This window comes from Bradyrhizobium sp. ISRA430 (assembly GCF_029909975.1).
Taxonomy (GTDB): domain Bacteria; phylum Pseudomonadota; class Alphaproteobacteria; order Rhizobiales; family Xanthobacteraceae; genus Bradyrhizobium.
On the sequence record NZ_CP094516.1, the window covers coordinates 6,565,801 to 6,584,742 of the forward strand.

Annotated in this window: 17 protein-coding genes; 3 read left to right on the plus strand and 14 right to left on the minus strand. The window is 65.5% G+C overall.

The genetic code is table 11. The features are described from left to right. The first annotated feature begins 350 nt into the window (after positions 1-350). Positions 351-659, plus strand: a complete 309-nt coding sequence (locus tag MTX21_RS31140) for a hypothetical protein (protein ID WP_280968424.1) — start codon at positions 351-353, stop codon at positions 657-659. A 59-nt stretch (positions 660-718) separates the two neighbouring features. Here the strand turns inward: MTX21_RS31140 and arfB are convergent, their stop codons facing one another. The 7 genes from arfB to MTX21_RS31175 form a co-directional block, all read right to left on the minus strand. Further along, the gene (arfB, locus tag MTX21_RS31145) at positions 719-1,135 is read right to left on the minus strand and encodes an alternative ribosome rescue aminoacyl-tRNA hydrolase ArfB (RefSeq protein WP_280968425.1); all 417 of its coding nucleotides are present in this window, start codon (positions 1,133-1,135) and stop codon (positions 719-721) included. Between the two features lie 147 nt (positions 1,136-1,282). Further along, positions 1,283-2,656, minus strand: a complete 1,374-nt coding sequence (locus MTX21_RS31150; RefSeq protein ID WP_280968426.1) for a pitrilysin family protein — start codon at positions 2,654-2,656, stop codon at positions 1,283-1,285. Then, positions 2,653-4,044: a pitrilysin family protein gene (locus MTX21_RS31155; RefSeq protein WP_280968427.1), complete on the minus strand. Its 1,392-nt coding sequence runs from the start codon at positions 4,042-4,044 to the stop codon at positions 2,653-2,655. Before MTX21_RS31155 ends, MTX21_RS31150 begins: the two co-directional genes overlap by 4 nt. 196 nt (positions 4,045-4,240) lie before the next feature. Then, positions 4,241-4,963: a hypothetical protein gene (locus MTX21_RS31160; protein ID WP_280968428.1), complete on the minus strand. Its 723-nt coding sequence runs from the start codon at positions 4,961-4,963 to the stop codon at positions 4,241-4,243. Positions 4,964-5,055: 92 nt separating this feature from the next. Further along, on the minus strand, positions 5,056-5,550 hold the full coding sequence (gene lspA, locus MTX21_RS31165; RefSeq protein ID WP_280968429.1) for a signal peptidase II: 495 nt from the start codon (positions 5,548-5,550) through the stop codon (positions 5,056-5,058). A 195-nt stretch (positions 5,551-5,745) separates the two neighbouring features. After that, complete coding sequence (gene ileS, locus MTX21_RS31170) at positions 5,746-8,745, minus strand: isoleucine--tRNA ligase (RefSeq protein WP_280968430.1); 3,000 nt, start codon at positions 8,743-8,745, stop codon at positions 5,746-5,748. A gap of 206 nt (positions 8,746-8,951) precedes the next feature. Further along, on the minus strand, positions 8,952-9,923 hold the full coding sequence (locus MTX21_RS31175) for a bifunctional riboflavin kinase/FAD synthetase (protein WP_280968431.1): 972 nt from the start codon (positions 9,921-9,923) through the stop codon (positions 8,952-8,954). A 229-nt stretch (positions 9,924-10,152) separates the two neighbouring features. Here MTX21_RS31175 and MTX21_RS31180 point away from each other — a divergent pair, with 229 nt between their 5' ends. Beyond that, positions 10,153-10,548: a response regulator gene (locus MTX21_RS31180; RefSeq protein WP_008567674.1), complete on the plus strand. Its 396-nt coding sequence runs from the start codon at positions 10,153-10,155 to the stop codon at positions 10,546-10,548. A gap of 125 nt (positions 10,549-10,673) precedes the next feature. Here MTX21_RS31180 and MTX21_RS31185 read toward each other — a convergent pair whose 3' ends face one another. From MTX21_RS31185 to MTX21_RS31195, 3 genes are all read right to left on the minus strand, one after another. Further along, on the minus strand, positions 10,674-11,528 hold the full coding sequence (locus tag MTX21_RS31185) for a TIGR01459 family HAD-type hydrolase (RefSeq protein ID WP_280968432.1): 855 nt from the start codon (positions 11,526-11,528) through the stop codon (positions 10,674-10,676). A 15-nt stretch (positions 11,529-11,543) separates the two neighbouring features. Continuing rightward, a complete protein-coding gene (locus MTX21_RS31190; protein ID WP_280968433.1) occupies positions 11,544-12,989 on the minus strand; it encodes an EAL domain-containing protein in 1,446 nt (481 codons plus the stop codon). Positions 12,990-13,131: 142 nt separating this feature from the next. Next, the gene (locus MTX21_RS31195; RefSeq protein WP_280968434.1) at positions 13,132-14,694 is read right to left on the minus strand and encodes a winged helix-turn-helix domain-containing protein; all 1,563 of its coding nucleotides are present in this window, start codon (positions 14,692-14,694) and stop codon (positions 13,132-13,134) included. A gap of 119 nt (positions 14,695-14,813) precedes the next feature. Here MTX21_RS31195 and MTX21_RS31200 point away from each other — a divergent pair, with 119 nt between their 5' ends. Beyond that, positions 14,814-15,656, plus strand: coding sequence for a class I SAM-dependent methyltransferase (locus tag MTX21_RS31200; RefSeq protein ID WP_280968435.1), 843 nt, complete (start codon positions 14,814-14,816; stop codon positions 15,654-15,656). A 51-nt stretch (positions 15,657-15,707) separates the two neighbouring features. On the opposite strand, the gene MTX21_RS31205 is transcribed toward MTX21_RS31200, so the two are convergent. The 4 genes from MTX21_RS31205 to MTX21_RS31220 form a co-directional block, all read right to left on the minus strand. Then, a complete protein-coding gene (locus tag MTX21_RS31205; RefSeq protein ID WP_280968436.1) occupies positions 15,708-16,832 on the minus strand; it encodes a YihY/virulence factor BrkB family protein in 1,125 nt (374 codons plus the stop codon). Continuing rightward, positions 16,832-17,416 (minus strand): phage holin family protein, encoded by a 585-nt coding sequence (locus MTX21_RS31210; protein ID WP_280968437.1) that lies wholly within the window; start codon positions 17,414-17,416, stop codon positions 16,832-16,834. Before MTX21_RS31210 ends, MTX21_RS31205 begins: the two co-directional genes overlap by 1 nt. A gap of 94 nt (positions 17,417-17,510) precedes the next feature. Beyond that, the gene (prmB, locus tag MTX21_RS31215) at positions 17,511-18,470 is read right to left on the minus strand and encodes a 50S ribosomal protein L3 N(5)-glutamine methyltransferase (RefSeq protein ID WP_280968438.1); all 960 of its coding nucleotides are present in this window, start codon (positions 18,468-18,470) and stop codon (positions 17,511-17,513) included. Next, complete coding sequence (locus MTX21_RS31220; protein WP_280968439.1) at positions 18,470-18,937, minus strand: molybdenum cofactor biosynthesis protein MoaE; 468 nt, start codon at positions 18,935-18,937, stop codon at positions 18,470-18,472. The genes prmB and MTX21_RS31220 overlap by 1 nt, the downstream gene beginning before the upstream one ends. Positions 18,938-18,942 lie beyond the last annotated feature (5 nt).

The following is an 18,942-nucleotide window of genomic DNA, read 5'->3' on the forward strand; positions in this document are numbered from 1 at the left end:
CACCAGCACCACCGCGGTGCACAATCCCAGCACGGCGCATCGCCAAGAGTCCGCTCATCCAGATCAACGTCGACTTGCGCGAACTCTAGGCGGCGTCAAATGAGCGGTGGTAGTAGCGGGCTGTTTCGCTGCAAGCGGAGGCGCTCGCGGTCTGCGTGTGTTCCGCGCTGCCGCATATGAGGAGCAGAATTCCGCGAAATAGCCCCGAAATCCCTAAACGATGACCACACGACGCGGATTGCATGACGACCGCGCCGTTCGAGCTCTCTACGCGATGAAATGGTCCGGTGCAGACGAGCGGCGCAGGAAGCAGCCGATCCGTTCATCGCGAAAAAATCCAGGAGAAATGGATGAAGTTGGTGAAGACCTCTGTGATCGCATGCGCTCTCTCGGCTCTCATTGCGACGCCCGTTTTTGCACAAGGTGCGTCACCCGGCGCGACTACACGCGGCACTGTGCAAAGCAAGCCCATGCAGGGCGGCGCGGTAGGCAGCGAGGATGACGATGTCGGCGCACAGCCGGGTGCTGCTGGCGAGAAGACTGGCATGAAGTCCACCAAGGGGACGAAGGGCGCGGCCGGCACCACGGGCAGCGCAGCGCCCAGAGGGTCGGTCGATGGTTCCGCTTCGGGCAATGCCGCCGGCGGCAAGCGCTACTAACGCCGAGACGCGAAACAGCAAACCTCCAGTCGCTTTGCGGCTGGAGGCCTTCTTGTCACTCAATCGTCGAAGCGCCCGCCGCGCTTCGCCTTGATGTCGCTGCGACGCTTCTTGCCTTCGAGCCGGCGTTGCTTGGAGGCGAATGTCGGCCGGGTCGCGCGCCGCGGCGTCGGCCGGACCATGGCCTCGGTCAGCATCCCGACGAGGCGGTCGACGGCGTCCTGCCGGTTGCGCTCCTGGGTGCGGAAGCGCTGCGCATGGATAACGATGACGCCGTCCTTGGTCATGCGCTGGCCGGCGATGCGGGCAAGGCGCAGGCTGGCGTCTTCCGGCAGGGTCAGCCTGCTTGTGTCGAAGCGCAGTTGGGCCGAGGTCGCGACCTTGTTGACGTTCTGCCCGCCCGGCCCGGAGGCACGGACGAAGCTGATCTCGATGTCGTCCTCGTCGATGGCAAGATCGCGGGATATCCGCAGCATGGTGGCACCAGGAAAAGATTCGGGTGCGCGCAACATAGCGGTTTTGGGTGAACTTGCCTTGCTGCGCTCTATCCGTTCCCTCCTCCCCTTGTGGGGGAGGGAGCGCAGTGTGTCATGTGTCTGAGCGCGGAGTACTACGACGCCGGCTCAGTTCGACTTCGTCACCGGTGCTGCCGCGGGCTGCGCGGCGGCCTGCGGGGCGCGGCCGACGACCACGGTCAGGAGCCCCTGACCCCACAGGCGCTTGGCGGCCGCCTTCGCGTCGTCCAGCGTCACCGCATCGACGATCGCGTTGCGCTTCTCGATATAGTCGATCGGCAACTTGTCCTGCTGATACTGCAGCAGCGCCTGCGCGAGCTTGGAGGAGGTGTCGAGCGCCAGCATCTGCGAGCCCTTGAGGTAGGACTTGGCCTCGTCGAGCTCCTTCTGCGTCGGGCCCTCCTCGGCGATGCGGCGCACCTCCTTCTCGATGGCGTCGATCGTCTCGCCGGCGCGGTCGGCGCGGGTGCCGGTATTGCCGATGAACAGCGCCGAATGCTCCATCCACAGCAGCGATTCGAACACCGAGTAGGCGAGACCCCGCTTCTCGCGGACCTCGCGATAGAGCCGCGAGGACAATCCGCCGCCGCCCAGGATATGGTTGACGACATAGGCCGCCATGAAGTTCGGATCGTTGCGCTTGAAGCCGGGCCCGCCGAAGGTGATCACGGTTTGCGGCACGTCGAGCGGTACGAAGGCGCGCTGCGGCGGCTTTGCGGCTTCGATGTCGGGGACCGGTGTAAGGTTGGCCTTGGCGGGCAGGCTGCCGAAGGTGTGGTCGAGCAGCTTGCCCAGGGTCGCGGGATCGACGTCGCCGACGACTGCGACCTTCAGCGTGTCCCTGGCAAGCACGCGGCCGACATAGTCCTTCAAGTCTGCGACCGTGATGGTCGGTACGCTGTCCAGCGTGCCGTTGGTCTGCCGCCCGTAGGGATGATCGCCAAAGGCGGTCTCCAGGAACTTGCGGCTTGCCAGCGACGTCGGGTTGGTGGTCTCGCGGCGCAGCCCCGAGATGACTTGCGAGCGGATCCGCTCGACATCGACGGTGTCGAAATGCGGCGAGGTCAATGCCATCCGCAACAGATCGAAGGCTTCGTCCTTGTTGTCGCGCAGCATGCGCAGGCTGCCGCGGAAAGTGTCGCGGCTGGCGCTGAAGCTGAGCTCGATGGCACGGCGGTCCAGCCGTTCGTGGAACGTCTTGGAGTCGAGGTCGCCTGAGCCTTCGTCGAGGAGGTCGCCGACGAGATTGGCGACGCCAGCCTTGTCCTTGGGATCCTGGGACGAGCCGCCCGCGAACGAATATTCCATGGCGATCAGCGGCACCGTCGCGTCCTGGACGAACCAGGCCTCGATGCCGCCCGGCGAGACGAGATGCTGGATCTTTGCGGCGGCCTCGGACGGCGAAATCGCAGCCAGCGCCAGCGCAGCGCCGGTGACGAAGGACAGGGCGATCTGTCGTGCGGCAAGGAAGGGATGGGTCACGAACGCTTCTCCTCGCGCTTGGCGGCAGCGGTGTCCTTGATCAGATAGCCCGTCACCGAGCGCTTCTTCTCGAGCCACTTCTGTGCGGCGGCGCGAACCTGCTCGGCGGTGACGGCGCGGATGCGGTCCGGCCAGCTCCGGATGTCTTCGATCGACAGGCCCGTGGTCAGCGCGCCGCCATACCAGCGCGCCAGCACAGCCTGGTTGTCCTGGGCGTAGATCGCTTCGGCAATGAGCTGGGTCTTGACCCGTTCCAGGTCTTCGGCGCGGATCGGGTTCCGCACGATATCGGCGATGACGCCGTCGACCACCTGCTCAACCTCGGCAAAGCTGACGCCGGGCTTCGGCGCGGCCGAGATCGAGAACTGCGTCGGATCGAGCGAGATGCTCGAGTAGCTGGCGCTGGCGGAGACTGCGAGCGGCCGATCGACGACAAGCGCGCGATAGAGATAGGAGTTGCTGCCGCTTCCCATCAACTGCGCGAGCACGTCGAGGGCTGCGCTCTCACCAAGCGCTGCCGTCGTCGCCGACGGCACCAGATAGTAGCGTCGCAGATTGGGCTGCTCGACGCGTGCGTCGGCGAGCGTGACAGTACGCGGGGCGCTCGGCTCCGGCTCCTGCGGACGGATGCGCCGCGCCGGGATAGCGGGCTGGGCCGGGATCGGTCCGAAATTGCGCTCGATGAGCGGACGGACATCGGCGAGCTCGACGTCGCCGGCGATCACCAGGATCGCGTTGTTCGGCGCGTAGAAGCGGCGGTAGAAGGCGAGCGCATCCTCGCGGTCGAGCTTCTCGATCTCCTGGTGCCAGCCGATCACCGGCCGGCCATAGGGATGGTTGAGATAGAGCGCAGCCATGATCTGCTCGTTGAGCCGGGCATCGGGATTGTTGGCGACGCGCATGTTGTACTCTTCGAGCACGACGTCACGCTCGGGCAGCACGTTCTCGTCCTTGAGGATGAGGCCGGTCATGCGGTCGGCCTCGAATTCCATCATGGTCGGCAACTGCTCGCGCGGCACGCGCTGGTAATAGTTGGTGTAGTCGACCGAGGTCGATGCGTTCTCGTTGCCGCCGACGCGGAGCACGGTCTGGGAGAACTCGCCGACCGGATGCTTCTGCGTACCCTTGAACATCAGATGCTCGAGGAAATGAGCAAGTCCGGACTTGCCCGGCGTCTCGTCGGCCGAGCCGACCTTGTACCAGATCATCTCCGTGACCACGGGCGTGCGGTGGTCCGGGATGACCACGACCTCGAGGCCGTTGCTGAGCGTGAAGCTCGCGGGCGGTGCAGATGTGACCGTGGTCTGGGCGAGCGCGCTGCCGGCCGAGAGGGCACATGTCGAGAGCAGCGCGGTGAGGAGGCAGGCAATCGATCGGTATGAGGGCATCACGATCCTTGTGAAAGCCCGGATCCTGATGTCCGGGCGTAAAAGCGCGGCATGCTACACCGCGCGGCTTTGAGCTTCGCGTCACGAAGCAGAGAACGCCGTCAAGTTGAACTTAAAAATAGGTCATCTGCCGCGTCCAACCTACACCGGACAATTGCGGCAGTTCCACGCGTCCAAGCGCGCGCAGGCAAGGAGCCTATTGCTCCTTCTCCTTGCCGGACATGATGTCGTAGTACATCCGTCGCGACTTGTCCGGCCCGGCGCCATAAGCGTAGTTCGGAGACGGCGTCTGATATCCCGGCGGTGGCTCGACCAGCGACTGACGCGGGGGTTCGGACGTAAACTGCTTCTCCTCGGAGCTGTTGCCCTTGAACATGCCCAAGAGGCCGCCGGAATAGCCGAGCTCGGCCGGCATGAGCGAGGGGTTGCCGTTGGTGCCGGGCTGGATCGGATCGTTGTTCTCGCGGGTGGGCGTGGCCGTCTTGGCGGCATTCATTTCGGCCGGCGTCAGCGGCCGGGCGGCCTCCCAGTTCTCCTTTGCCTTGCTCGCCTTCTTCCGCGCGGCGATAGCCTCCTTGCGGCGTTTCTCGTCGGGATCCTTCGGCCAGTTCGGCGCAACGCTGGCTTGGGTCGAGGCGGGCGGCGGCAGATCGAGCTTGGGCGGCACGACGAGCGGCGAGCGCTCGCGGTACTCGATGCCGGGCTTTTCCATGCTCTTGGCGCCGAGGCCGGACATCAGGTTGTCGATGAGCTTCTCTTCGAAGGTCATGTCGTCATCGTCGTCGTCATCGCCGGCGCGGGCCGCGCCCGTTGCCATGACGAGGCCGATGCCAAGTGCGACGGCAGACAATTTCAGCACCCGCCAGATCCCCTGCTTGGGGTCTCGAACCATCGAACCGCTGGTCTCGGAGCTGCGCATTACTGTACCTGTTCCATATTGTGGCAGATCGCCGCGCCAGGCACGGCCGACCCTCGCAAGCACGGTTCCACCCCCGGCCGTATCGGCCGGGATCAGGGCGCTTTTGCGGCGGGTACCCCCAGGAAGGAATCATACAATAGGGCCGCCACCCCAGCAACGATGGCCACGTCCGCCAGGTTGAAAACGTACCAATTATAGATCGTTTCGCCGATCTGGATGTGAAACAGGGCAAAATCGACCACCGCGCCGTAGGCCAGGCGGTCGATGCCGTTGCCGATGGCGCCGCCGATGATGAGCCCCAGTGCCACCGTCGCGAGCCGGGTGTGCGACCGGGCCATCCAGACCGCCAGCGCGACCACGGCGACCGCCTTCACGACCATCAGCGCGATCTGTGCCGCCTGACCGTCGTTCTGGAGCCAGCCGAAGCTGATCCCGATATTCCAGGCCAGCACCAGGTCGAAAAACGGCGTGAGGCGCACCACACCGCGATGGGCGAGGTCGAAGATGTTCAGCAGCCAGAGCTTTGAAGCCTGGTCGAGCACGACCGTGGCCACGGCCGAGATGATGCCGGCGCGGAGTGGGGTCATGCGGAGGTGCTCACTCCCGTGGCCAGAAACTCCGCCATCGTCCCGGCGAAGGCCGGGACCCCCGCGCGAGCGCTCTGCGCTCGTCGCGGTAACCCCGGGTGATAGTTGTTTGGAAGACTCGGGGTCATCGACCTTCGCTACGTTGGACAGCGGTGGTAATGGGTCCTGGCTTTCGCAAGGACGGCGGGTGGAGATTTAGACCGCTACCCCCAGCGCCTTCCACTCGCGCAGCGCCTTGGCGTCGCGCGGGGTGACATCGGGATATTCAGGATCTTCGCCAACCGTCGGTGAGATCTTCCAGGAGCGGGCGCATTTGGTGCCGACCGCCTTTTCGACCACGACGGCGACGCCGGGAACGGCATCAAGGCGGAACGCAGTAGCGGGCGCCTCGCCCTCACGCACCTCATAGCTCGAGGTGATGCAGACCTCGGCGAGATCGGTGTCGAACAGCGTCATCATCGTGTTCCGGTCAGCCACGTAGATCACCGGCGAGGCCTCGAGCGACGAGCCGATATTCTTGGCGGCGCGCTCGAGCTCCAATGCGCCGGTGACGACGCGGCGAACGTTGCGGATCGTCTCCCATTTCGCGGCGAGCTTGTCGTCGCGGAGTTTTTCCAGACCTTCCGGGAACAGCGTCAGATGCACAGAGGGCTCGGCATCCGGTCTGTACATCCGCCAGGCTTCCTCCGCGGTAAAGCTCAGGATCGGCGCCAGCCATTTCAGGATCGCGTTGCAGAGCAGGTCGATCGTGGTCAGCGCCGCCTTGCGCGTCAGCGAGGACGGCGGATCGCAATAGAGCGTGTCCTTGCGGATGTCGAAATAGAACGCGGAGAGCTCGCTGTTGAGGAAGGCCGACAGGATCGCGACCACTGTCTTGTAGTCGAACTCCCGGTAGGCCTTGCGGACTGCGCTGGCGCGCACCGCGAGCTCGTGCAGCATCAGCCGTTCGAGCTCGGGCATCTCGGCCGGCGCGACCGCGTAGGCCGGCTTGTAGTGATGCAGCGTGCCGAGCATCCAGCGCACGGTGTTGCGCAGCTTGCGATAGGTCTCGACCGTGTTCTTCAGGATCTCGGGGCCGATGCGCTGGTCGTCGGTGTAGTCGCAGGCGGCGACCCAGAGCCGCAAAATGTCGGCGCCGGATTCCTTGATGACCGCTTGCGGCTCGATCGTGTTGCCGAGCGACTTCGACATTTTGCGGCCGTGCTCGTCCTGGGTGAAGCCGTGCGTCAGCACGATGTCGTAGGGCGCGCGCCCCCGCGTTCCGCAGCTTTCCAGCAGCGAGGAGTGGAACCAGCCGCGATGCTGGTCCGAGCCCTCCAGATACATCACGGTGTCCTTGCCGCCGTCGACCTTGCGCTTGATGCCGGCAAGGCCGGGGAAATGCACGGGGTCTTCGAGCACGAAGGCGTGCGTCGAGCCGGAATCGAACCAGACGTCGAGAATGTCGTCGACCTTCTGCCAGTCCTCGCTCGCGCGCGGGCCGAGGAAGCGTTCGCGCGCGCCCTGCGCGTACCAGGCGTCGGCGCCTTCCTTCTCGAAGGCCTCGCCGATCCGGACGTTGACCGCGTCGTCCTGGAGGATCTCGGCGGACCCGTCGCCCTTCTCGCGCACGAATACGGCGATCGGCACGCCCCAGGCGCGCTGGCGCGAGATCACCCAGTCAGGCCGCGCCTCGATCATGCCGTTGATGCGGTTCTCGCCCGATGGCGGCACCCATTGCGTCACCGAGATCGCCTGCAGCGCGCGGGCGCGCAGCGTGTCGCCGGATTTGGTCTTGCCGTTTACCGCGACGTCCTTGTCCATCGCGATGAACCATTGCGGCGTGTTGCGGAAGATCACCGGCTTCTTGGAACGCCAGGAATGCGGATACTGGTGCTTCAGCCGGCCGCGTGCGAGCAGCATGCCCCTGTCGACCAGCGCCTTGATCACGGCGTCGTTGGCGTCGCCCTTCTCGCCCTTGTCGTTGATGACGCGTTTGCCAACAAAACCCGGCGCATGATCGGTGTAGGCGCCGTTCTCGTCGACGGTGTAGGGGATCGCCGTGTTGATGCCGCGCGCATCCAAATCGCGCGCCTGCGCCATCCAGGCATCGAAGTCCTCGCGGCCATGGCCGGGCGCCGTGTGCACGAAGCCGGTGCCGGTGTCGTCGGTGACGTGGTCGCCCGGCAGCAGCGGCACGATGAACTCGTAGCCGCCGGCAAGGCCCTTCAGCGGATGGGCGCATTCGATCGCGTCCATGGTGTCGCCGGGAATGTCGCGCACCTTTTCATAGGCGTTCACGCGTGCCTGCTTGAACACCTCTTCGGCGAGCGCATCGGCGAGGATCAGGAGATCGCCTGTTTTGGCCCAGTTATCCGCCGGCGCATCCGTGACCTTGTAAAGGCCGTAGGCGATCTTGGGCGAGAACGAGATGGCGCGGTTGCCCGGCAGCGTCCAGGGTGTGGTGGTCCAGATCACGACACTTGCGGAGGCAAGCGCACCGTGTGCCGGAGAGATCACCGGGAATTTCACCCAGACCATGTCGGACGTGTAGTCCTCGTATTCGACCTCGGCTTCCGCCAGCGCCGTCTTCTCGACCACGCTCCACATCACCGGCTTGGAGCCGCGATAGAGCGTGCCGTTGGCGGCGAACTTCATCAGCTCGCGCGCGATCTGGGCTTCCGCCGGATAGTTCATGGTGGCGTAGGGATGCGCCCAGTCGCCGATCACGCCGAGACGCTTGAATTCCTCGCGCTGCACGTTGAGCCAGTGCGTCGCATAGGCGCGGCATTCCCTGCGGAAGTCGATCATCGCGGCACTGTCGCGAAAATCCGGCTTCTGCTTGCCCTTCTTGCGATAGTTCTCCTCCTCGACCTTCCACTCGATCGGCAGGCCGTGGCAGTCCCAGCCCGGCACGTAGTTGGAATCGAAGCCGAGCATCTGCTGGCTCTTGGTGACGAGATCCTTCAGGATCTTGTTCAGCGCGGTGCCGATATGGATGTTGCCGTTGGCATAGGGCGGGCCGTCATGCAGCACGAATTTTTCGCGGCCGCGTGCGGCGGCCCGCAGCTTCTCGTAGAGGCCGATCTCGTACCAGCGCTTGAGGATCTCCGGCTCGCGCTGCGGCAGGCCTGCGCGCATCGGGAATTCCGTCTGGGGCAGGAACAGCGTCTTGGAATAGTCTTTGGCGTCGGACTTTTGCGGCTTTTCGGACATGAGGATGACTGGCTCGGAAGGGCGCGGGAACGGATGGCGACTGGAATCGCGGGGGTGAAACGACAAAATCCCGGTCTTGCGCCGAGCCGAAAGGCTCAGGCGGAAGCCGGGCCGCTAATCCCTATGATGCGCCGCGCAAACATGGGCTCTCCATAGCAGGCGGGCCGGGGAAGCGCAAAGGGGGCGGGCAGCAGGCCGTGGGCCCCTCAATCGATCGTTCCCAGCCTCGGAAATGCGTCCGGGGCGGCGGCCAGCATGGCGCGGGCGCGGGCGGAATCGTCGTCCATCTGACGGATCAGGGTCTCGATGCTGTCGAATTTCAGCTCTTCGCGGATGAAGCCTATGAAGGCACAGTCCAGCACCTGCCCGTAGAGGTCGCCCTTGAAGTCGAACAGGAATATCTCCAGGAGCGGTGCGCCGTTGTCGAAGGTCGGGCGTCGGCCGAAGCTCGCCACCCCATCCAGGCGCTCGGTGCCGCGTCCGATCCGCACTGCGTAGATTCCGTGCTTCAGGCCGCAATTGTCATCCAGGCGGATGTTGGCCGTGGGATAGCCGAGGTCCCGGCCGCGTTTTTCGCCATGGACGACCTCGCCGGTCACGAACCAGGGGGCGCCGAGCATGGCGGTGGCCTCGTTGAGCTGCCCCTCCGCGAGCGCGATCCGGATAGCGCTGGAGGAGACCGGCCGCTCGTCGATATCGACATGCGGCTGCACGTCGACCTCGATGCCGAGCCGGGGCGCCTCGTTGACCAGCAGGCCCGGCGAGCCGACCCGGCCCTTGCCGAAATGGAAGTCGTAACCGACCGCGATCCCGCTGACGCCGAGACGGCCGATCAGGTCATGGTGAATGAAATCTTGCGCGCTGGTCCCGGCGCGGGCCTTGTCGAAGGTCATGACCACGGCGCCGGCAAGCCCGGTGCCGGCCAGCAGCCGCAGTTTTGCCGCCTCATCGGTCAGGCGGAATTGCGGGGTGTTAGGGCTGAAAAACCGCCGCGGATGCGGCTCGAAGGTCAACGCCAGCGCCGGACGGCCATGCGTCCTGCCCATTTCCAGCGCCGCGGCAATCACGGCGCGATGTCCGAGATGAACCCCGTCGAAATTGCCCATGGCGACCACTGCGCCCCTCGGAATCGCGGAGGCCGGTGTGGTGTCGCGGATAACGGTAAAATGCGGGGCCATCAGGGGAATTCTCGAGGCGGCGGGACCGGTCCGGACCGTGGCTTGACCCGCCGGATGAAGTCAAGCGGGGGATACGGCCGCGTTGGAGACGATTTCAGACCTTGGTCGATAGGCCCAGTTAACGCGCTGTTTAACGCCTTGATGCTAGTCCTTGAAACGTGGAACTGCGGGATCTTCGGTCCGGCGGGTCCGATCATAATATTCCTGGGTATGCGTTGGGGGAGTCGAGATGGCGGTTGATTTGTCGATGCCGGTCCTGGTGGTGGATGACTACAGCACCATGATCCGTATCATCAGAAATCTGCTGAAGCAGCTTGGCTTCGAGAATATCGATGATGCCAGCGACGGTTCGGCGGCGCTGAACAAGATGCGCGGCAAGAAGTACGGGCTCGTGATCTCCGACTGGAATATGGAGCCGATGACGGGTTACGACCTGCTGCGCGAAGTGCGCGCGGATCCCAACCTCGCCACCACGCCCTTCATCATGATCACGGCGGAATCCAAGACCGAGAACGTGATCGCGGCCAAGAAGGCCGGCGTGAACAACTACATCGTCAAGCCGTTCAACGCGGCGACGCTGAAGACCAAGATCGAGGCGGTCTTCCCGGATATGGCGAGCGCGTAAGCGCCCCATCGTCATCAGAGAGAAGAGAGATTTGGATGCCCGGGCTTGTCCCGGGCATTTGCGTTTCTCGATGTCATTCCGGGTTGCGCTTCGCGCGTCCGGAACGATGACGAAAGGCTAGATGTTCACCACTTCAATTCGCGGATCAGCGCCTTCGGCGGGTGGCCGAACAACTCCATCACGGAGGCCGGGTCGAGCTGGTCGAGACCCTCGAACTCCTCGGAATGGATGCCGCGGGTGACGAACAGGCAATCGATGCCGAACTCGCGCGCCCCGGTGAGGTCGGTGCGGACGGAATCGCCGATTGCCAGCACCTTCTTCCGGTCGATCTGGTGACCCTGGCGTTCGCCGGCGAGCGACATCGCGCGCTCGTAGATCGGCCGGTGCGGCTTGCCGTAGAAGATCACCTCGCCGCCGAGCTCGCGATAGAGTTCGGCGATCGCACCCGCGCAATAGATCAGACGGTCGCCGCGCTCCACCACGATATCGGGGTTGGCGCAGACCAGCGTCAGCTTGCGCTCGCGCGCCTGCAGCATCATGCCGCGATAGTCTTCCGCCGTTTCGGTCTCGTCGTCATAGAGGCCGGTGCAGACGATGTAGTCGGCCTCCTCCAGCGGCGCGAGCACCGCGTCGAGACCGCGATAGATCGAGTTGTCACGCTCGGGGCCGAGCCAGAACATCTTGCGGCCGGGATGGTCGGCGACATAGAGCCGCGTCAGATCGCCCGAAGAGACGATCGCGTCATAGGTCTCGTCGGCGACGCCGAGCTTGCGCAGTTGCCGCTGCACGGAATCGGCGGGGCGGGGCGCGTTGGTGATCAAAATCACCGTACCGCCGCGGCTGCGATAGGTGTGCAGCGCCTCGCACGCCTCGGGGAAGGATTCCAGGCCGTTATGGACCACGCCCCAGATATCGCTGAGCACGACGTCCACGCCGCCCACGAGATCGCGCAGGCTTTCGACGAAATGCAGCGTGGTCATGATGCGCGCGGCCGATCAGATGCGGCGCGCGAGTGCCGCATTGCCGGTGATACGTTGTGACGGAGGCGCGGCAGGCGTCGCCACGGGGCTGGGGGTACCGGAGACATTGGATCCCTGAATGTCCTGCGCCGGGTTCGGCGAGGCTCCGGCCGTAGCAGATGCACCCTCCGGCCGCAATGGCCGGGGCGGCGCGAACAGGAAACCCTGGCCGAACCGTACGTCATAGTCGAGCAGATCAACCACCGCGCGCTCGCCCTCGATCCGCTCGGCGATCAGGTCGATGCCGAAACGGCCGAGCAGGTCGGACAGGTCGGACGGGTGGATGTCCGAGGCCGAGGCCTGCTTCGGGTCGAGCAGAAGGGCGGCCGGCACCTTGATGAAGCGCACGCCGCGGTCGGCCAGCTCGCGCGGCTCGATCCGCAAGTCCGTGACATGGTCGATCGAGAAGCGGAAGCCGCGCTGGGCGAGCGCCGCGAGATTTTCGGTCTCGGCCGGGCCGAGGTTGCGGAGCGTCGACTGCTTGAACTCCAGCACCAGCGAGGGCGCGAGTGCCCGGTTGGCTTCGAGGAAGTCGAGGCATTGCGCGAAGGTGGTGGAGTTGCTGAGCGTGGAGGCGGCGACGTTGCAGAACACGCCGACATCCCTGTTGCGCACCATGAGCCGGCGCAGCACCTGCACGCAGCGCAGCATCACCATGTTGTCGATGCGTCCGATCAGCCCCGAGGTTTCGGCAATGCTGATGAACTCCTCCGCCGCGATGAGCTGGTCGCGCTCGTCGCGCACCCGCGTCACCGCCTCGTAGAAGCGGACCTTGCGTTGCGGCAGCGTCACCATCGGCTGGAGGAAGATGTCGATGCGGTTCTCGTCGATCGCGCTCCGCAGCGTGGCCAAAAGCTGGGTCTGGCTGCGCCCGCCTGCGGTCTGCAGGGCTGCCGTCGGTCGTGGCGCGGCCGGCGGCAGGGGCGGAGCGACGGGCTTCTCCTCGCTCGTCGCGACAAATTCGAGCGGTGCGCCCGGTTCCGGCTTGGCAACCGGGGTGGCAGCAACCGGCGGGGCGCTGGTCAGCAGGTCCTCATGGGCCGATACGGTCGCGGCGAGCTGCTTGACCAGCCCGCCGAGCTCATTGATCTCGCCGACGACGGACTGGATCCGGTCGGAGTTGGTCGAGTTGGCCGAAGCGATGCGCCCTTCGATTGCCGCGAGCCGGCGCCCGAACTCGGCGACCTGGCGAGCAAGGTCGGCGGTGCCGCGCGACAGGTCGGCGATCTGGGTGCCGACGTCGCTGCGGTCGCGCAGCCGCATCGAGACCGCATTGTAGAGGATCAGGAAAGTCAGCGCGGTCAGCGCCACGATGGCTGACTCCGTGCCGCTGATGCCGGCGACCGAATACAGTACGAGCCCGAGCGAGGCCGCGACCAGAACCATGCAGATGGCGATGAAGATCGTCGAAATGCGAATCATGCCGCGCGTCACGCCCCAAGAGCTGATTGCCTCTTCCGGGAAAGCACGGGCTGCCGTTCCGACCCGTCACGCCGCATGCTCCCCCAAGCGGGGTGAGCTTAACATCATTGTTGATTCGAGGGGATAGCGGCCTCGTTGCGGCTCACGTCAGGCCGGCACGGCGGAAGCCTTCCAGGTAACGCTCGCGATCCGGGGCGAGCTTGATCGGCATGAACTCGGCGATCCAGGCGAGTGAGACATTCGGCTGGGCGCGGCGGAGTTCCAGCAGTGCCGCACGGGCGATCTCGGTATGTCCCGCCATGCCGGCGGCGGAGGTCAGTACCCTGTGCGCGCCGACGAAGTCGCCGCGCTGGCGTAAGGACTCCTGCGCCAGCCGGATCGCCTCCTCGTAGTCGGCGCCGAGGAAGCGGGCATAGGCTTTGATGCCGAAATAGACCGGCGCATAGGGGTCGCGTGGGCTGAGGCGGATCGCGCGGCGCGCAGCGGTGTCGGCGTCCTGCCAGCGGCCGCAATAGCTGAGGGCCAGCCCGTAATAGCCCTGCGCCAGCGCGAAGTTCGGATTGAGCCGCAGCGCGGTCTCGAATTCGGCGAGGCAGTCGTCGAACCGCCGCGCGAACAGATGGACGTGGCCGAGCGCGTTGTGCGCCCAGGCGTCCTCGTCGTCGGCGTGGATCGCGGCACGCGCGGCGCGTTCGGCGGCCGACATTGCCGATGCCATCTCCATCCAGCCCATATGGGCCGTGAACATGTAGCTGGTGCCGAGCAGCCCGAGTGCCTTGCCGTAATTCGGGTCGAGCGCGATGGCCTTTTCGAGCAGCGCCTGCGCGACCACATGATCCTGTCGCGTCACCCGCCAGTAATGCGACAGCGCCCGCATCAACAGATCCCAGGCGTCCATGCTGTCGGTCGGCTTGCGCTGGGCGCGGAAGCTTTCGGCGGCATAGAGCTGCGGCTCGATCGCGGCGACGATCGCCTCCGTGATCTCGTCCTGCACGGCGAACACATCGGCAAGCTCGCGATCGTAGCGTTCGGCCCAGAGATGACTGCCGCTGGCGACGTCGTTGAGCTGGGCCGTGATGCGGACGCGGCCGCCGCCCTTGCGGACGCTGCCTTCGACGACGTAACGCACGCCGAGTTCCTTGGCGATCTGCCGCAGATGAACGGTGCGGCCCTTATAGATGAAGGAGGAGTTGCGCGCGATAACGAAGAACCAGCGCAACTTCGACAGCGCCGTGATGATGTCCTCGCTGATGCCGTCGGAGAAATAGTCCTGCTCGGCCTCGCCGCTCATGTTGGTGAAGGGCAGCACCGCGATCGCAGGGCGATCGGGCAGCGGCAGGCCGGCCGGAGCCGCCTCGACCGGCTGTATCGGGATGGCGGGACTGCCGGCGATGGCGGCTTCACGCACCTCGCCGACGAAGCGTACGCCCTTGCGCGCCACGGTGCGGATCAGCCGCTGCTCCTCGCCGGAATCATTCACCGCGCGCCGCGCCGCGTTGATCCGGCTCGTCAGCGTGGAATCCGAGACGACGCGGCCGTTCCAGACCGCATCGAGCAGATTGTCCCGCGTCACCACACGCTCGCGGTTGCGGACCAGATAGATCAGGAGATCGAACACCTGGGGCTCGAGCGCAATCAGCGTGTCCGCCCGCCGCAGTTCGCGGCGCGCGGGGTCAAGTACGAAGTCCTCGAACCGGAACGCCACCTTCGCCTCGGCTCCCGCTCGGAAATAAAGCGGCTCTCAGGGTAAAATAACGAGCCTCTCAAGGCCAGCCGATCGCGTGCGCCCTATCGTCCCGGCACTCTCAACCACAGGAGATGGCCATGTCGACATCCGCAGCGCTCAGCAACAAGATCGAAACCCAACCCGACCTTGCCGCCGTCAAGCAGCGTCAGCACGGCGCCTGGTCGTCCGGCGATTATGCCATTGTCGGCACGACCTTGCAGATCGTCGGCGAGCAGCTCTGCGAGGCGCTCGACCTGCGCGCCGGTAGCAGAGTGCTCGACGTCGCCGCTGGCAACGGCAATGCCACGCTGGCCGCGGCGCGGCGCTGGTGCGAGGTCACATCCACAGATTACGTGCCGTCGCTGCTCAGGCGCGGCCGTGAACGGGCCGCGGCGGAGCATCTGATGGTCGAATTCCGCGAGGCGGACGCCGAAGCGCTGCCGTTTGCCGATGCGAGCTTCGATGTGGTGGTCTCGACATTCGGCGTCATGTTCACGCCGGACCAGGACAAGGCGGCGTCCGAACTCGCGCGGGTCTGCAAACCCGGCGGCAAGATCGGACTCGCCAACTGGACGCCGCAGGGCTTCATCGGACAGCTCTTCAAGACGATCGGCAAGCACCTGCCGCCGCCGGCCGGCGTGAAGTCGCCCGCCCTATGGGGCACCGCGGCGCGGCTCGACGAGATGTTCGGCAGCCAGGCGTCCGAGATCGCCGCCGAGCCCAGGATGTTCGTGTTCCGCTATCGCTCGCCCATGCACTGGCTCGAGATATTCAAGTCGTTCTATGGCCCGATGCTCAAAGCCTTCGCCGCGCTCGATGAGACCGGCCAGGCCGCGCTGCGGCGCGATCTGTTGAGCCTGCTCGGCGAGTTCAACCACGCCGACGACGGCACGGTGGTCGTGCACAGCGAATATCTGGAGGCGGTGATCAGTAAGCGCTGAACTGAGCGCGGCGGTGGTCAGATCGTCATCATGTTCGGTCTGACCATCGAACTAGGATGGTGCGGCGGCCCCGACCGTATCGGCCGATACCGCTTCGCTGCTGCCGAGAGGCTTGGGCTGCCCGGTGGTCCGCCGCGTCTGCCGTTCGATTTCCGAGTTCAGCTCAGCCCCGAACATGATGACGATGGCGGACACCCACATCCACATCATCAAGCCGATCGCTGCACCGAGCGAGCCGTAGGTGGCACTGTAGTTGACGAATTCCGACAGATACCAGGACAGCAGCGCCGAGCCGGCGATCCAGAGCACGGCGGCCATCACTGCGCCGATGCTCAGCCATTGCCAGCGTGGCGGGTCCCGGCTGGGGGCGAAGCGGTAGAGGACGGCAAGTGCGATCAGCAGAATGACGAACAATAGCGGCCACCGCGCGAGCGCAACGATCAGCTTGCTCTCGGGGGCGAGGCCCAGATGATTGAGCGCGAGCGGGAAGGCGACCACCGCGCCCACCATCACCAGGAGTGCCATGATGCTTCCGACCGTGAAGGCAAGGGACACCAGATTGAGCCGTATGAAGCTGCGCTTCTCGCGCTCCTCATAGGCGACATTGAGGGCGTCAAAGATTGACTTGACACCGGCGTTGGCGCTCCAGATCGCCAGCACGAGGCCGAACAGGAAGGTGGCGCCGAGCGCCGTGTTGCCTTTCGAGACCACGCGCGCGACTTGATCCTCGACGATCTGGAACGAGCCCTCGGGCAGCATCGTCGCCAGCGTCTGCAGATTGGCGCTGATCGTCGAGGGGTCGGCAAACAGGCCGTATGACGACACGAGCGCGGTCACGGCGGGAAAGATCGCGAGCAGCCCGAAGAAGACGACGCCTCCGGCGGTCGCGAGCAGGCGATCGTCACTGATGCGCTGATAGGTGCGCCAGCCGATATCCTTCCACCCCGCCCAGCGGATCGCGAACGGGCTTTTGGACCGGCGGCCGCGGCCCGTCTGCGCGGCTGCGCGCGCGGCGTTCGTCTCGGGCGAACTTGTCTCGCTGTTGCGGCGATCCGGCACAGGCTCCGATTGCATGAAGCCGGACGCCTTGAGGTAGCGCTCGGCGGTCAGGACCAGGATGGTGGTGGCCGCGACCAGAAGCCAGCTATCGAGCTGCTCGGAGCGCCGGGCCAGCATCATGCATCCGGTCGGCGGCTGTAGCGCCTGCGACGCGCCGCCGTCATGCCCAACAGCCCGATGGCTGCGAGCATCAAGCCAAGTTGCACCGAGCGGTTGCTGCCGAAAGGCGAGGGTTGACCTCTTTGCCTCTCGCCCGGTGCGAGCGGCACCAGAGGTATCGTGGTCGCGACCTCCTTGACGGCCTGCGTTACCGTCCCACGGGGGATCCGGGGCGTGGTGACCGCCACCCGCAATCGGCTCGCGAGAGGCACGACGGATTTGGCGGGACGGCGCATCTGGATCATGGCCATGCCGGCGCAGATCGCCGCGACCGCCAGCAGGACCGCGCCGACCGCGCCGAAGGCCCAGAATTGCCCGTAATAGAGCTCGATCCAGCGGAACAGGGCCATCAAGCCGACGAAACAGGCCGCGACGACGAGCAGGCCCGCGACCGCGAACAATCCGGCGGCGATCGCGTACGAGGTCATCCGGCCGGTCGTCTGGTTGGCGCGGTCGCGCAGGTAGGATTGGGTCGCGCGCTTGAGGTGGTTGGCCTTGAGCGTCAACCCCGTGCGCAGCAATTCGCCCGACGGCGCAAGCATACGGACATCCTCCGGCAGCCGAGACGTTCTTTCGGGGATGAACGTGGCGGTGTTTGACTTGTTCCGATGCTGCGCGGGCGTGCGCTGCCGGGGATCAGCCGAGGTCGGCGGCGGCGATCCAGAACACCTCGCCCTCGGACTCCTCGGTATCGAGCCAGAGCAGCGGCAGTTCCGGGAAGGCTTCGTCGAGCAACTCGCGGCCGCGTCCGATCTCGCAAAGCAGGCCGCCTTGCGGCGCAAGGTGTTTGGGCGCATCGCGCAGGATTCGACGCACCACGTCGAGACCGTCGAACCCGCCGTCGAAGGCGAGCTTCGGCTCGGCCCGACACTCCGGCGGCAGCGCGGCCATGCCTTCCGCGTCGACATAGGGCGGATTGGAGATGATCAGGTCGTAGCTGTCGTCGCCAAGGGGCGTGAAAAGATCGCCGCGATGAAGCGTGACGCGATGCTCGAGCCCGTGCTCTCTGACATTGCGCGCGGCAACCTCGAGCGCGCCTTTGGAGATGTCGACGGCATCGATCACGGCGTTCGGGAAATGATGCGCAGCGAGGATCGCAAGGCATCCCGAGCCGGTGCAGAGGTCGAGCACCCGTCCGACGGCCGAGGGATCGTCGAGGAGGGAGCCGGCTTCGCCGTCGCCGCCGAAATGCGACTCCAGCAGTTCGCCAATGAACGAGCGCGGAACGATCACGCGTTCGTCGACATAGAAGGGCAGGCCGCGCATGTAGATCTTGTTGACGAGATAGGCGGCCGGCTTGCGGGTGGTGACGCGCTTGTTGATGAGGTCGAGGATGATCTTGCCCTCCGCCGCGGTGACCCTGGCATTGGCAAAGACTTCGAACTGGTCGGGGCGGAGGTGAAGCGCCTCGCTGACCAGGAAGGCGGCCTCCGCCACGGGATCGGTGGTGCCATGCGCGAAGGCGAGCTTGGCCTCGACGAAACGGCTCACCCCATAGCGCACGTAATCGAGCAGCGTGACGAGCTCGCCGGCTCCGACTTTCGCAAGTTTTGGGATGGCGCGGCCGCGCGGTGTCTTCTTCGATGTTCTTGCCATTAGGATTTGGTCCAGCGTGCGGCGGCCGCGTCGTCACGGGCGTGGGCCTCGACCCAGCCGGTGCCGCTGCCGCTCTCTTCCTTCTTCCAGAACGGGGCGCTGGTCTTGAGGTAGTCCATCAGAAACTCTGCCGCCTGGAACGCCGCCTGGCGGTGCTGCGAGGCCGTCACCACCAGTACGATGTTTTCGCCGGGCGTGATCCGGCCGACGCGATGGATGATCGTGACGCCGTTCAATGGCCAGCGCGAGGTCGCCTCGTCGACATGGCGCCGGATCTCTTCCTCCGCCATGCCCGGATAGTGCTCGAGCGTGAGCGCCGAAATCTTCGCGCTGTCCTCGTCGCCGCGGCAGATGCCGGAGAAGCTCACGACCGCGCCGACGTCGGTGCGGCCCTTCGTCAGGCCCGCGATCTCGCGCGCGACGTCGAAATCGTCCTCTTGGATGCGGATGGTGACGGGGCCGGTCATACCGA

Bases quoted from the DNA above. Each gene is read 5' to 3' on its own strand.
- MTX21_RS31140 (WP_280968424.1), top strand. From the start codon at position 351: ATGAAGTTGGTGAAGACCTCTGTGATCGCATGCGCTCTCTCGGCTCTC.
- arfB (WP_280968425.1), bottom strand. From the start codon at position 1,135: ATGCTGCGGATATCCCGCGATCTTGCCATCGACGAGGACGACATCGAG.
- MTX21_RS31155 (WP_280968427.1), bottom strand. From the start codon at position 4,044: ATGCCCTCATACCGATCGATTGCCTGCCTCCTCACCGCGCTGCTCTCG.
- MTX21_RS31160 (WP_280968428.1), bottom strand. From the start codon at position 4,963: ATGCGCAGCTCCGAGACCAGCGGTTCGATGGTTCGAGACCCCAAGCAG.
- lspA (WP_280968429.1), bottom strand. From the start codon at position 5,550: ATGACCCCACTCCGCGCCGGCATCATCTCGGCCGTGGCCACGGTCGTG.
- ileS (WP_280968430.1), bottom strand. From the start codon at position 8,745: ATGTCCGAAAAGCCGCAAAAGTCCGACGCCAAAGACTATTCCAAGACG.
- MTX21_RS31175 (WP_280968431.1), bottom strand. From the start codon at position 9,923: ATGGCCCCGCATTTTACCGTTATCCGCGACACCACACCGGCCTCCGCG.
- MTX21_RS31180 (WP_008567674.1), top strand. From the start codon at position 10,153: ATGGCGGTTGATTTGTCGATGCCGGTCCTGGTGGTGGATGACTACAGC.
- MTX21_RS31185 (WP_280968432.1), bottom strand. From the start codon at position 11,528: ATGACCACGCTGCATTTCGTCGAAAGCCTGCGCGATCTCGTGGGCGGC.
- MTX21_RS31190 (WP_280968433.1), bottom strand. From the start codon at position 12,989: ATGATTCGCATTTCGACGATCTTCATCGCCATCTGCATGGTTCTGGTC.
- MTX21_RS31200 (WP_280968435.1), top strand. From the start codon at position 14,814: ATGTCGACATCCGCAGCGCTCAGCAACAAGATCGAAACCCAACCCGAC.
- MTX21_RS31205 (WP_280968436.1), bottom strand. From the start codon at position 16,832: ATGCTGGCCCGGCGCTCCGAGCAGCTCGATAGCTGGCTTCTGGTCGCG.
- MTX21_RS31210 (WP_280968437.1), bottom strand. From the start codon at position 17,416: ATGCTTGCGCCGTCGGGCGAATTGCTGCGCACGGGGTTGACGCTCAAG.
- prmB (WP_280968438.1), bottom strand. From the start codon at position 18,470: ATGGCAAGAACATCGAAGAAGACACCGCGCGGCCGCGCCATCCCAAAA.
- MTX21_RS31220 (WP_280968439.1), bottom strand. From the start codon at position 18,937: ATGACCGGCCCCGTCACCATCCGCATCCAAGAGGACGATTTCGACGTC.